The sequence below is a fragment of the Streptococcus sp. k-378 genome (genome assembly GCF_013277505.1).
In the GTDB taxonomy this organism is placed as follows: domain Bacteria; phylum Bacillota; class Bacilli; order Lactobacillales; family Streptococcaceae; genus Streptococcus; species Streptococcus pseudopneumoniae.
In genome coordinates this window covers 21,608-35,230 of record NZ_VMNC01000025.1, presented here as the reverse complement: position 1 = coordinate 35,230, position 13,623 = coordinate 21,608, and the positions used below count along the sequence as shown (strand labels likewise).

The 13,623-nt window shown below is 40.2% G+C and carries 15 protein-coding genes; 13 read left to right on the top strand and 2 right to left on the bottom strand.

What is annotated here, in order from left to right; all coding sequences use genetic code 11:
* Window positions 1–31: 31 nt before the first annotated feature.
* Together mnmE and HT719_RS03185 are read right to left on the bottom strand one after the other, a co-directional pair.
* Window positions 32–1,405, bottom strand: coding sequence for a tRNA uridine-5-carboxymethylaminomethyl(34) synthesis GTPase MnmE (gene mnmE, locus HT719_RS03190; RefSeq protein ID WP_023935943.1), 1,374 nt, complete (start codon window positions 1,403–1,405; stop codon window positions 32–34).
* A 137-nt stretch (window positions 1,406–1,542) separates the two neighbouring features.
* Window positions 1,543–1,725 carry a 4-oxalocrotonate tautomerase gene (locus HT719_RS03185; protein WP_001117401.1) on the bottom strand — a complete coding sequence of 61 codons (183 nt, stop codon included), beginning with the start codon at window positions 1,723–1,725 and terminating at the stop codon, window positions 1,543–1,545.
* A 122-nt stretch (window positions 1,726–1,847) separates the two neighbouring features.
* On the opposite strand from HT719_RS03185, the gene HT719_RS03180 reads away from it, so the two are divergent.
* From HT719_RS03180 to HT719_RS03120, 13 genes are all read left to right on the top strand, one after another.
* Complete coding sequence (locus HT719_RS03180; RefSeq protein WP_172928212.1) at window positions 1,848–2,438, top strand: thymidine kinase; 591 nt, start codon at window positions 1,848–1,850, stop codon at window positions 2,436–2,438.
* On the top strand, window positions 2,435–3,514 hold the full coding sequence (gene prfA, locus HT719_RS03175) for a peptide chain release factor 1 (RefSeq protein WP_001028801.1): 1,080 nt from the start codon (window positions 2,435–2,437) through the stop codon (window positions 3,512–3,514). The genes HT719_RS03180 and prfA overlap by 4 nt, the downstream gene beginning before the upstream one ends.
* Window positions 3,514–4,350, top strand: coding sequence for a peptide chain release factor N(5)-glutamine methyltransferase (prmC, locus tag HT719_RS03170; RefSeq protein ID WP_172928210.1), 837 nt, complete (start codon window positions 3,514–3,516; stop codon window positions 4,348–4,350). The genes prfA and prmC overlap by 1 nt, the downstream gene beginning before the upstream one ends.
* A complete protein-coding gene (locus HT719_RS03165) occupies window positions 4,334–4,936 on the top strand; it encodes an L-threonylcarbamoyladenylate synthase (protein WP_000969285.1) in 603 nt (200 codons plus the stop codon). The genes prmC and HT719_RS03165 overlap by 17 nt, the downstream gene beginning before the upstream one ends.
* A gap of 1 nt (window position 4,937) precedes the next feature.
* Window positions 4,938–5,369 (top strand): GNAT family N-acetyltransferase, encoded by a 432-nt coding sequence (locus tag HT719_RS03160; RefSeq protein ID WP_000942969.1) that lies wholly within the window; start codon window positions 4,938–4,940, stop codon window positions 5,367–5,369.
* Window positions 5,370–5,431: 62 nt separating this feature from the next.
* Window positions 5,432–6,688, top strand: a complete 1,257-nt coding sequence (glyA, locus tag HT719_RS03155) for a serine hydroxymethyltransferase (protein ID WP_050261644.1) — start codon at window positions 5,432–5,434, stop codon at window positions 6,686–6,688.
* A gap of 7 nt (window positions 6,689–6,695) precedes the next feature.
* Window positions 6,696–7,670, top strand: coding sequence for a nucleoid-associated protein (locus HT719_RS03150; RefSeq protein WP_172928208.1), 975 nt, complete (start codon window positions 6,696–6,698; stop codon window positions 7,668–7,670).
* Complete coding sequence (pmp23, locus tag HT719_RS03145) at window positions 7,670–8,284, top strand: cell wall hydrolase Pmp23 (protein ID WP_172928206.1); 615 nt, start codon at window positions 7,670–7,672, stop codon at window positions 8,282–8,284. Before HT719_RS03150 ends, pmp23 begins: the two co-directional genes overlap by 1 nt.
* A 73-nt stretch (window positions 8,285–8,357) precedes the next feature.
* Window positions 8,358–9,332 (top strand): DUF1002 domain-containing protein, encoded by a 975-nt coding sequence (locus tag HT719_RS03140; RefSeq protein ID WP_016399228.1) that lies wholly within the window; start codon window positions 8,358–8,360, stop codon window positions 9,330–9,332.
* 73 nt (window positions 9,333–9,405) lie between these two features.
* Window positions 9,406–10,764 (top strand): 23S rRNA (uracil(1939)-C(5))-methyltransferase RlmD, encoded by a 1,359-nt coding sequence (rlmD, locus tag HT719_RS03135; RefSeq protein ID WP_016399227.1) that lies wholly within the window; start codon window positions 9,406–9,408, stop codon window positions 10,762–10,764.
* A gap of 267 nt (window positions 10,765–11,031) precedes the next feature.
* Entirely contained in the window at window positions 11,032–11,598 is a 567-nt protein-coding gene (locus HT719_RS03130) for a hypothetical protein (RefSeq protein WP_016397777.1), read from the top strand.
* Window positions 11,599–11,898: 300 nt separating this feature from the next.
* Window positions 11,899–12,657, top strand: a complete 759-nt coding sequence (locus HT719_RS03125) for an ATP-grasp domain-containing protein (protein WP_172928204.1) — start codon at window positions 11,899–11,901, stop codon at window positions 12,655–12,657.
* A 57-nt stretch (window positions 12,658–12,714) separates the two neighbouring features.
* Entirely contained in the window at window positions 12,715–13,569 is an 855-nt protein-coding gene (locus HT719_RS03120) for an ADP-ribosylglycohydrolase family protein (protein WP_172928202.1), read from the top strand.
* The last annotated feature ends 54 nt before the right edge of the window (window positions 13,570–13,623 follow it).

Genomic DNA, 13,623 nt, shown 5'->3' with positions numbered 1-13,623 from the left:
CCATGACCGCAAGAAGGATCATGGATTTTTCTTATTTTCCTAAACAGAATTGGCTAAAGAGTTGGGTGATGAGTTCATCAGGAGCCGCATCTCCAGTGATTTCTCCGAGGATTTCCCAAGTACGAGTCAAATCAACTTGAAGCAAGTCAACTGGCATACCTAGTTCAAGACCTTGGTTAACAGCTTGTAGGCTTTCAACTGCTTTTTCAATCAGGGAAATGTGACGAGCATTTGATAGGTAGGTTGCGTCTTGCTCAACCAAACCAGCATTTTCAAAGAAGAGGTTGTTAATTCTCTCTTCAATCTTATTGATATTTTGATTTTTAAGGACTGAAATGCGAATGACATCTTCTGGAAGTTCAGAGGTTTCAATAACTTCTGGCAGGTCAGTTTTGTTAAGAAGAATAATGCGATTAGTCTCCTGACTGATTTCTAGGAGTTGGCGGTCTTGGGCGGTTAGTGGTTCACTGGCATTTAGCACCAGTAGAACCAAGTCGGCTTCCTTGAGGGCTTTTTTCGAACGCTCAACTCCAATTTGTTCCACGATGTCATCCGTTTCACGGATACCGGCTGTATCAATCAATTTGAGAGGGACACCGTTGATGTTGACGTATTCTTCAATGACATCTCGAGTAGTACCAGCAATATCTGTAACGATAGCCTTGTCCTCACGCAAGAGGTTGTTGAGAAGGCTAGATTTCCCAACGTTTGGGCGTCCGATGATGGCAGTGGAAATTCCTTCACGAAGGATTTTACCGCGACGAGCTGTTCTAAGAAGATTGGTTAGCAATTGCTCAAACTCCATAGTCTTCTCACGGACAACAGCAGTAGTGGCTTCCTCAACATCGTCATACTCAGGATAGTCAATATTAACCTCGACTTGGGCAAGTGTATTGAGGATTTCTTGACGGGTATTATTGATAAGATCAGAAAGGGAACCATCAAGTTGTTTGACCGCAATGTTCATGGCCTTGTCTGTTTTAGCACGGATGATGTCCATAACGGCTTCAGCCTGAGTCAAGTCAACACGTCCATTTAGGAAGGCACGTTTAGTAAATTCACCAGGTTCAGCCAATCGAGCTCCCTCACGGATAGCTAGTTGGAGAATCTCATTGGTTACCGCAATTCCACCGTGGGTGTTAATCTCGATAATATCCTCACGAGTGAAGGTCTTTGGAGACTTCATAGCTCCAACCATAACCTCGTCCATGACTTTTCCTGTCTGAGGGTCAACGATGTGACCGTAGTTGAGAGTGTGGCTGGCAACCTTGTTCAAGTCTTTTCCTTTAAAAATCTTTTGCGCAATAGCAAAACTGTCTGTTCCGCTCAGGCGGACAATACCAATAGCCCCTTCACCTAGTGGAGTAGAGATAGCAGCGATGGTATCAAATTCACGTGTAATCATAATGTTTCCTTTAATAAATAGCTCTTTTATTGGAAATTTTTCCAAGTCTCTTTTCAAATTGTAACAAATTTGAACTATTTCTTCAATGAATGTTACTTGGAGATTGAAAAAGCCTAAGCAATTCTGCTTAAGCTAGCTTATTTGGTGCGCATTTCTCCTTGTGGGAAGTAAGTTCCTTCTGGCATGTCGTTGATGATGACATGGACAGCTGATTGAGGGGCTCCAGTGTTACGGACAACAGCTTCTGTTACTTCCTTAGCAAGAGCTTTCTTTTGCTCGAGCGTGCGTCCTTCAAATAAATCGATGCGTACAAATGGCATAATGGCTTCCTCCACTAGTTTTGATTTCTTCTATTTTACCACATTTTGCCGTTTAAAGCTTCAGAAAATTATGATATACTAGAATGTAGCAAAAATTTAGAAATGGACGTGAAGCAAGAAACATGGCACAGTTGTATTATCGTTATGGGACCATGAACTCTGGTAAAACGATTGAGATTCTCAAAGTGGCCTATAACTACGAGGAGCAGGGAAAAAGTGTTGTGATTATGACCTCGGCTCTGGATACTCGTGACGGTGTTGGCTATGTATCGAGTCGTATTGGCATGAAACGCTCTGCTCTTGCAATTGAGGAGACGACGGATATCTTCGGCTATATCCGAGACCTATCAGAAAAACCTTACTGTGTGTTGGTCGATGAAGCCCAGTTTCTTAAACGCCACCATGTTTACGACCTAGCTCGTGTTGTGGACGAGTTAGACATACCCGTCATGGCTTTTGGCTTGAAAAATGACTTTCGCAATGAATTGTTCGAAGGTTCCAAATATCTCTTGCTTTTAGCAGACAAGATTGACGAAATCAAGACCATCTGTCAGTATTGCAAGAAAAAGGCGACCATGGTGTTGCGAACACAGGATGGACTGCCCGTTTACGATGGAGAACAGATCCAGATTGGTGGTAATGAAACCTATATCTCGGTTTGCCGTAAACATTATTTTGCCCCTGAAATCAATAAGGAGAATGAAGAAAAATGAACATCTATGATCAACTACAAGCTGTAGAAGACCGTTATGAAGAACTAGGAGAATTGCTGAGTGACCCTGATGTCGTTTCAGACACCAAGCGTTTTATGGAGCTTTCAAAAGAAGAAGCTTCCAATCGTGACACCGTAATAGCCTACCGTGAGTATAAACAAGTCCTTCAAAATATCGTCGATGCCGAAGAGATGATTAAGGAATCAGGCGGAGATGCGGACTTGGAAGAAATGGCCAAGCAAGAACTCAAAGATGCCAAGGCTGAAAAAGAAGAATATGAAGAAAAACTGAAAATTTTGCTCCTTCCAAAGGATCCAAACGATGACAAGAATATCATCCTTGAAATCCGTGGAGCAGCTGGTGGAGACGAAGCGGCACTTTTCGCTGGAGATTTGCTAACTATGTACCAAAAGTATGCGGAAGCCCAAGGTTGGCGCTTTGAAGTCATGGAAGCCTCTATGAACGGTGTCGGTGGTTTTAAAGAAGTGGTTGCTATGGTTTCTGGTCAGTCGGTTTACTCTAAACTCAAGTACGAATCAGGTGCCCACCGTGTGCAACGTGTCCCTGTGACAGAAAGCCAAGGCCGTGTTCATACTTCGACAGCGACAGTTCTTGTTATGCCAGAAGTTGAAGAGGTTGAATACGACATTGATCCAAAAGACCTTCGTGTCGACATCTATCACGCCTCTGGTGCTGGTGGACAGAACGTCAACAAGGTTGCGACAGCCGTTCGTATCGTTCACTTGCCAACCAATATTAAAGTTGAGATGCAGGAAGAACGTACCCAGCAGAAGAACCGTGAGAAAGCCATGAAAATCATCCGTGCGCGTGTTGCTGACCACTTTGCACAAATTGCTCAGGATGAACAAGACGCTGAGCGTAAATCAACAATCGGTACTGGTGACCGTTCAGAACGTATTCGTACTTATAACTTCCCACAAAACCGTGTCACAGACCACCGTATCGGCTTGACTCTCCAAAAACTAGATACTATTTTGTCTGGTAAATTGGATGAGGTTGTGGATGCTTTGGTGCTCTATGACCAAACACAAAAATTAGAAGAATTAAATAAATAATGATATTAGCTCAATTATTTTCAGATTTTGAAGAAGAGTTGATAAGACAAGGAGAGGAAGCTGAAAGCCTCTCTTTTGTCTATCGTGGCCTGAAAAATCTTCCTTTCACAGATTTTGTTTTTGCCCTCCAGAAAGAGGTAACAGAGGAAGAAAAACAATTTGTAAAAGGAATTTTTCAACAGTTAGTAGATCATAAACCAGCACAGTATATCATCGGACAGGCAGATTTTTATGGAATGCAGTTAACAGTTGATGAGCGAGTATTGATCCCTCGTCCAGAAACAGAGGAGTTGGTGGAGCTTATCCTGGCTGAAAATCCTGAGACGAATCTTTCAGTTCTGGATATTGGAACAGGAAGTGGAGCTATTGCTCTCGCTCTAGCAAAAAATAGACCAGATTGGTCAGTGACAGCAGCAGATATTTCCCAAGATGCTTTAGATTTAGCTAACGAAAATGCTAAAAATCAAAATCTTCAAATATTTTTAAAAAAATCTGACTGTTTTACAGAAATTTCTGAAAAATATGATATAATTGTTTCCAATCCACCCTATATCTCTCGTGAAGATGAGTCAGAGGTTGGCTTGAATGTTTTGCATTCGGAGCCTCATCTAGCTCTCTTTGCAGACGAGGATGGCCTAGCTATTTACCGTAGAATTGCGGAAGATGCAAAAGACTATCTCAAAGATGGTGGTAAGATTTACCTTGAAATTGGATACAAGCAAGGTCAAAGTGTTCCTGAACTTTTTAGGAAGCATCTTCCTGAAAAACGTGTAAGAACGCTTAAGGATCAATTTGGTCAAGATAGGATGGTTGTGGTTGATGATGGACAGGATTAGGCAAGAGTTGGAAAAGGGTGGAGCTGTTGTTCTGCCTACAGAGACTGTTTATGGTCTTTTTGCCAAGGCTCTAGACGAAAAAGCAGTTAATCATGTATACCAGATTAAACGTCGTCCCAGAGACAAGGCACTCAATCTCAATATTGCCTCTTTAGAGGATATCTTGCACTTTTCAAAGAATCAGCCAACTTATCTTCAAAAACTTGTAGAGACCTTTTTACCAGGTCCCTTGACCATTATTCTCGAAGCTAATGACCGAGTTCCCTATTGGGTCAATTCGGGTCTCGCAACGGTGGGATTTCGGATGCCTAGTCATCCCATCACGCTTGATTTGATTAGAGAGACGGGACCCTTGATTGGGCCGTCTGCCAATATTTCAGGTCAGTCAAGTGGTGTAACCTTTGAACAAATTCTGAAGGATTTTGACCAAGAGGTTTTGGGTCTAGAAGACGATGCTTTTCTAACTGGACAGGATTCGACTATTTTGGACTTGTCTGGAGACAAGGTGAAAATCTTACGCCAAGGGGCCATTAAGCGAGAAGATATTCTTGCTCAGTTGCCAGAGATTTCTTTTGAGGAGGAATGAGATGCTAAGAGATTTAAGAGAAACTGATGTGAACGCTATATGTGAGATCAACCAAGAGGCTTTGGGTTATTCTTTTAGTCCAGAGGACACGGCTAGTCAATTTGCTAGACTATCTCAGGATTCCCATCATTTCCTACTTGGCTATGAGAATGAAGCTAGTCATGCCTTGCTTGGATATGTCCACGCTGAGGTCTATGAATCACTTTATTCTAAAGCAGGATTTAATATTTTAGCTTTAGCAGTTTCACCTCAAGCGCAAGGTCAAGGTATTGGTAAAAGCTTATTACAAGGGTTGGAAGAAGAAGCAAAAAGACGTGGTTATGGGTTTATCCGCTTAAACTCTGCCGATCATCGTCTGGGTGCTCATGCATTTTATGAAAAAGTTGGTTATACTTGTGATAAAATGCAGAAACGGTTTATTCGCATCTTTTAGTTTGATTTTCTAATAAGAAAATTAAACTAATGGACTAGTCACACAATAAAAGGAGAAGACCTATGATTTTTGACAAAGATGATTTTAAAGCATACGATGCTGATCTCTGGAATGCTATTGCCAAAGAAGAAGAACGCCAACAGAATAATATCGAGTTGATTGCTTCGGAAAACGTAGTTTCCAAGGCTGTTATGGCAGCTCAAGGGTCTATCTTGACAAACAAATATGCCGAGGGTTACCCAGGCCGCCGTTATTATGGTGGAACGGATGTGGTAGACGTGGTAGAGACTCTTGCTATTGAACGCGCAAAAGAAATTTTCGGTGCAAAATTTGCTAATGTCCAACCTCACTCAGGAAGCCAAGCCAACTGTGCGGCTTACATGGCCTTGATTGAGCCAGGTGATACCGTTATGGGGATGGATTTAGCAGCAGGTGGACACTTGACCCACGGAGCTCCAGTTAGCTTCTCAGGTCAAACCTACAACTTTGTTTCTTATAGTGTAGATCCTGAAACGGAATTATTGGACTTTGATGCTATATTGAAGCAAGCCCAAGAAGTAAAACCAAAATTGATCGTAGCAGGTGCTTCAGCCTATTCTCAAATTATCGACTTTTCAAAATTCCGTGAAATTGCAGATGCCGTTGGTGCTAAGCTCATGGTAGATATGGCTCATATCGCTGGTTTGGTTGCGGCTGGCCTTCATCCAAGCCCAGTACCATACGCTCATATCACTACAACAACGACCCACAAAACCCTTCGTGGACCACGTGGTGGTTTGATTTTGACCAATGACGAAGAACTTGCTAAGAAAATCAATTCAGCTATTTTCCCTGGTATTCAGGGCGGCCCTTTGGAGCATGTTGTAGCAGCTAAAGCTGTTTCCTTCAAAGAAGTTTTGGATCCAGCCTTCAAGGAATATGCTGCTAATGTTATCAAGAACAGCAAGACTATGGCAGCTGTCTTCTTACAAGACCCTGATTTTCGTATTATTTCTGGTGGGACTGAAAACCACCTCTTCCTAGTGGATGTGACTAAGGTTGTAGAAAACGGAAAAGTTGCTCAAAACTTGCTGGATGAAGTCAATATTACCCTAAATAAAAACTCAATCCCATATGAAACCTTGTCACCATTCAAGACAAGTGGTATTCGTATCGGATCTGCAGCCATTACTGCACGTGGATTTGGTGAAGAAGAAAGTCGCAAAGTGGCTGAACTCATCATTAAAACCCTTAAAAATGCAGAAAATAAAGCTGTCTTAGAAGAAGTGAGAAGTGCAGTTAAAGAATTGACAGATGCCTTCCCATTATACGAGGACTAAAACTTTTATGGATATTTATATTAAGAAAGCCATTATTCACCAGTTCAGTCCGGATGATACCGAGCTGTTCCTAGCGGATAAGCTTCTCAATATTACTCCAAAAATCGAAGAATACCTGCGTAAAAAAATTGAACGTGTGTATTCAGATGAAGCCAAGACTGGGATTTTCGAAGAAGAAAATCCCTTCTTCAATCATATCACAGACGATTTGTTGGAGACATCAGTAATACTGGCTAATCTCTGGAAAGAGGAGTTCAGCATTTCAGAAAATCTTAAGACCAATGACTTGATTTTTGTGCAATTTTCTAAAGAAGGTGTAGAACATTTTGCTTTCTTACGAATTGCTCTGCGTGAGACCTTGACTCACCTTGGAGGAGAAGTTGATAATCCAATCAAGCTGACTCAGAATAATCTGCCTGGATTTGGAACGGGTGCTGACGAGGCCTTGGTAGTCAATCTTCAGAGTCGCAAGTACCATCTGATTGAAAAACGAATCAAGTACAACGGGACTTTTTTGAACTATTTTTCAGAAAATCTCCTAGCTGTTGCCCCCAAGATTTCACCTAAGAAATCCATCAAGGAACTGGAAAAAACAGCCCAGAGAATTGCCGAATCTTTTAACACAGATGATTTTCAATTTCAATCCAAGGTCAAATCAGCTATTTTCAACAATCTAGAAGAAAGCAATGAATTGTCACCTGAGAAATTGGCTAATGACCTTTTTGACAACAATCTGACGGCTCGTTTGAGCTTTATTGACCAAGTCAAAGAAGCCGTACCAGAACCTGTTCAATTTGATGAAATTGATGCCAGTCGCCAATTAAAGAAATTTGAAAACCAAAAACTCTCCTTATCAAATGGAATTGAACTCATCGTTCCCAATAACGTCTATCAAGACGCCGAGTCTGTTGAGTTTACCCAAAACGAAAATGGAACCTACTCTATCTTAATCAAAAATATCGAGGATATCCAAAGTAAATAATGTTTAAACGAATTCGAAGAGTGCTTGTACTAGCAGTCTTCCTTTTTGCTGGCTATAAAGCTTACCGCGTTCATCAAGATGTCAAACAAGTCATGACCTATCAACCCATGGTGCGAGAAATCTTGAGTGAAAAAGACACTCCAGCAAACGAAGAGCTTGTGCTTGCTATGATTTATACTGAAACAAAAGGAAAAGAAGGCGATGTTATGCAGTCTAGTGAGTCTGCAAGTGGTTCAACCAACACCATCAATGATAATGCCTCTAGCATTCGGCAAGGCATTCAAACTCTGACAGGCAATCTCTATCTGGCGCAGAAGAAGGGTGTAGATATCTGGACAGCTGTTCAAGCCTATAATTTTGGACCTGCCTATATCGATTTTATCGCCCAAAATGGCAAGGAAAATACCTTGGCTCTAGCCAAACAGTACTCTCGTGAGACTGTTGCCCCCTTGCTTGGTAATACGACTGGAAAGACTTATAGTTATATTCACCCCATTTCCATTTTTCACGGTGCTGAACTCTATGTAAATGGAGGAAACTATTATTATTCTAGACAGGTACGACTTAACCTTTACATCATCAAATGTTTCATTCTCTTTTCAATATCTGGCTAGACCAGGTGTTTTTGTTATAAGTTTTCTTTAAGATAGATATATTACTCTAAAGAAGTAAAGGAGGAAATTCCCTATGAGAAAGAAACTCTTTCTGACTAGCGCTGCGATCTTGTGGGCAGTAACAGCTATGAATAGCGTCCATGCAGCAACAGATGTTCAAAAAGTTATCGATGAAACCTATGTCCAACCTGAATATGTCCTAGGTTCTTCCCTATCTGAAGACCAAAAAAATCAAACTCTTAAAAAACTGGGGTACAATGCCTCAACAGATACCAAAGAACTCAAGACCATGACACCTGATGTTTATTCTAAAATCATGAATGTGGCCAATGACTCTAGCTTACAGTTGTATTCATCAGCCAAGATTCAAAAGCTAGGTGACAAATCGCCACTTGAGGTCAAGATTGAAACACCAGAAAATATCACTAAGGTGACTCAGGATATGTACCGAAACGCAGCAGTAACGCTGGGTATGGAACATGCCAAAATCACTGTAGCAGCCCCTATTCCAGTTACAGGAGAAAGTGCTTTAGCAGGGATTTACTATTCGCTAGAGGCTAATGGAGCCAAGGTGCCACAAGCTAATAAAGATTTGGCTCAAGAAGAGTTGAAGGCTTTGTCAGATATCAATGCTGAAAACAAGGACAAATCAGGCTATGATGCTAATAAATTAAACGTTGCCCTAGCTGATATCAAGTCAGGACTCGCCAAAGCTAAAGAAAGCAAGGGAAATCTGACAGAAGAAGATATCCGCAAGATTGTTGAAGATACCTTAAAAAATTACAAACTTGATCAGGTCATAACAGGAAACCAGATCAATATCATCATCAATTTTGCCTTGAATCTCTCAAAGAGTGATATCCTCAGCAATGCAGATTTCACTAAAACCCTAAATGACCTTAAACAAAGCATCGTATCACAAGCTGGCGACAGTTTTAAAAATATCAACCTTAACTTTGATGCGGATAAGGCGCTAGAGGACGGTGGTAACTTCTTAAGCTCCCTCTGGCAAGCCCTTGTCACCTTCTTCAAGAGTTTTGGTTCTTAAGAAATTTCATGGTATAATGGATGGTAACCGTAACGTTGCCGTCTTTTTTGTCGGCCAATAGAAAGAGAAAAGAATGTTAAAGAAAAATGATATTGTAGAAGTTGAAATTGTTGACTTGACCCATGAAGGGGCAGGAGTTGCCAAGGTAGATGGTTTGGTCTTTTTTGTAGAGAATGCTTTACCGAGTGAAAAAATTCTCATGCGTGTCCTCAAGGTCAATAAAAAGATTGGCTTTGGAAAAGTTGAAAAATACCTTGTCCAGTCACCACACCGTAATCAAGATCTAGATTTGGCTTACCTGCGTTCAGGAATCGCGGATTTAGGACACCTTTCTTATCCAGAACAGCTCAAGTTTAAAACCAAGCAAGTCAAGGACAGTCTCTACAAGATTGCTGGAATTGCAGATGTAGAAGTTGCTGAAACGCTTGGTATGGAACATCCAGTCAAGTATCGCAATAAGGCGCAGGTGCCCGTTCGTCGAGTGAATGGTGTCTTGGAAACAGGATTTTTCCGTAAGAATTCGCACAACCTCATGCCCCTTGAAGATTTCTTTATCCAGGATCCTGTCATTGACCAAGTCGTAGTAGCTCTTCGAGACCTGCTCCGTCGTTTTGATTTAAAACCTTATGACGAAAAGGAACAGTCTGGATTGATTCGGAATCTTGTGGTGCGTCGTGGTCACTATTCAGGACAAATCATGGTCGTTTTGGTGACAACTCGTCCAAAAGTTTTTCGTGTTGACCAATTGATTGAACAAGTTATCAAGCAGTTCCCAGAGATTGTGTCTGTCATGCAAAATATCAACGACCAGAATACCAATGCGATTTTTGGTAAGGAGTGGCGCACTCTTTATGGTCAAGACTATATTACGGACCAGATGTTGGGAAATGACTTCCAAATCGCTGGCCCAGCCTTTTACCAAGTCAATACTGAAATGGCGGAGAAACTCTATCAAACAGCCATTGACTTTGCAGAGTTAAAAAAAGATGACGTGGTTATTGATGCTTATTCTGGTATTGGAACCATTGGTTTATCAGTCGCCAAGCATGTTAAAGAAGTCTACGGTGTTGAACTGATTCCAGAAGCGGTTGAGAATAGTAAAAAAAATGCTCAGCTGAACAATATTTCAAACGCCCACTATGTCTGTGATACGGCTGAAAATGCCATGAAGAAATGGCTCAAGGAAGGTATTCAACCAACCGTTATCTTGGTCGACCCACCACGAAAGGGATTGACCGATAGCTTTATCAAAGCAAGCGCTCAAACAGGAGTAGACCGCATCGCCTATATTTCCTGCAATGTCGCAACCATGGCGCGTGATATTAAACTCTACCAAGAATTGGGATATGAATTGAAGAAAGTCCAGCCGGTGGATCTATTTCCTCAAACGCATCACGTCGAATGTGTGAGTTTGTTAGAGAAACGCAATTAATCCTCAAAAGGTTCCCTGAACCTTTTGAGTCCCACTGAGGCATCACGCTGAGGCGGTATCACTGCTTGTACGAGTTGAAGCATCAGCGAAGTAAAAGTAGATGTTCAGCCAATGCGACGAGGTGAGACCGAAGGTCGATAAGGTGTGTTCTGGGTATAGGACTCGTAAAGTAAGTAGGAAATATGATGAGATGATACAGAGAGCCTGAATTGGTCAGGTGACGTGCTTATTTACATTAGCCTGATAATGAAAATGGAGAGATTATCGATGGTTATATTGGAATTGTACCAAAATGATTATTCTAAAGATTTAGTAGCATTTAATTCCATAGAAGATGGGAAAGCCTTTGTAGCTCAAATCCCGGGATACACTCTGGAAACAGAAGATGGTTTTGAAGTGGAGTATTTTAATCCTAAAAACATACCGGATTATATGGAAATTATTTTTAACGGAAATATTGTTCCTTTATCTAAATTTATGTTCGATCCTGAGGAAAATGTAAACATTATTTGGAAAGAGATTTCAAATTTATCCCTCAAAAATGATAGAGTGATCGAAGGATATTCAAAAATTGATGCATATGTCGTTAACAACCATGAAGTTAAAGCCTATGTCGAAACAAGAGAAACGAACTATCGTAAAGCAAAAGACTTCTTAGAAAGCTGCGGATATGAAATCGACAGAAGCTTTTTCGGAAGTGAAGACGGTGAAGCGATTCTTTACAGAAAAAAAGGGATCGAAGTTTGGCATTTCTTGTGTCACTTAGACCCAATGTTTGTAGAGATTGAAGATGTAGAAGGATATGTTAAAGAAGAAGTTGGAGAGATTCAATAGTCAACCAAAGTTCCTTGTGAGTATATACCTTTGCTAGTAAAAGAGTCAAAACGTTATAACGAAGGGGGTAAGAAAACCCTTGAGTGTAAGTCTTTTTCTTGTTTAGAGGGAAAGTATTAGAGTGGCCGCTCATAATTTATACTAGATTTGATAACTGATTTGAGACAGATTTTATTTCTATAAATATTGTGAAAATTTTTTAATACCAAAGATTTAAAGTTACTGTGTTAAAAATCCTCTCCACTTTTAAACTAATGTATTATAAAAGCCAGTTGACACTAGTGATATAGGAGTGATGAAATGGTTGTTTATATTAGACAAAGTAAATTACCAAGTGAGGTTTCAATTAATAAATACAATGCTCAAGTAGGTGCCTACTTACAAGGAGAAGAAGTTATTTTATATCAATCTTTTTCTGAAATAAAAGAGTTAACAAGTGAAGATATAGTTGTAGATTATATAATGGAGATTAGAGCATTACTAAAAATGATGGGCTTAAACGTTCCGGTTTATGATTATCCTATTGAGCTTAAAGAGTTTTATGGTCGAAAGATTTATGCTGGTATTTTAGGAGAGATTGTGAATATACCTGATAATTGGGGAAAATTTATTAAGCCTAAAGCTGGTTCAAAAGTCTTTACTGGAAGAGTTGTTAATGGAACCCATGATTTAATAGGTATTGGTCTACCTTTCGACTATCCTATATGGATTAGTGAGGTTGTAGAATTCATAGCTGAATGGCGTTGTTTTGTGTTAGATGGTCGCGTATTAGATGTTCGACCCTATACAGGTGATTATCATGCACAATTTGATGCAAGTGTAATTGATGAAGCGATATCATGTTGGAAAGATGCGCCAATAGCTTATGAACTAGATATCGGTGTTACTCGCGATGGCAGAACACTTGTTGTTGAAGTAAATGATAGTTATGCATTGGGAAATTGTGGCCTATCTCCTTTAAAATCAATCAATTTTCATAGAGCTAGGTGGAAAGAAATGGTAAAACCCTATTTTGAAAAAAATGAAATTTTTAAAATCCAACAGGATGTTATTTTCTAAAATAAATATGGTAGATAACCAATATAAAAAGCATCAAAATGAACAAGGAGGAATCTGATGCTTGGAGCAATTACTGGAGATATTGTCGGTTCTGTTTACGAATGGAACAATATCAAAACAAAGGACTTTCCTTTATTTCGGAAGGACTGCTTTTTTACAGATGACACGGTTATGACCTGTGCTGTTGCAGAAGCAATTATGAATGGTGGACAAAAAGACGACTTCATTGACGCGATGAAGAAATATGGCAGAATGTATCCGAATGCTGATTACGGTGCTCGGTTTAATGCATGGCTAAACAGCGATAACCGTGAGCCTTATAATAGCTTTGGGAATGAATCAGCTATGCGTATTTCTCCATGTGCTTGGATCATGGATTGTGGTTTTTATGCGAAAACTGGTATATGGCCATCATCTAGAGGACTTACGAGTCTTTCTGCAGAGGTAACTCATAATCATCCAGAAGGTGTCAAAGGCGCTATGGCTACAGCTGATGCTATCTTTCTATGTCGTTTTTACTTTGGTGGTTATTGTAGAGAGTACGAGCAATCAATTAACGACAATCCTACAGAGTGTAAAAGACGAATTAAGGATTATATAGAAAAAGAATACGATTACAATCTATCTCAAACTTTAGATGAAATCCGTCCTAACTATCGTTTTAACGAAACATGTCAGGAAACTGTCCCTCAAGCCATTATCGCCTTTCTTGAAAGTAGAGACTTCGAAGATGCGATAAGAAATGCCATCTCACTTGGTGGCGACAGTGATACTCTCGCAGCAATCACTTGTAGCATAGCAGAGGCAGCTTACGGTATTCCTGATTGGATCAAGGATAAGGCCTATTCTTACTTGGATGAACCCTTAAAGGATGTAGTTAGGCGATGGGAAAATAGAATAAAAGCGTATTAATCTCCAGTACGTCAGATTTCTCTTTTCTGTATTTTCATTGTATAATAGGATTAC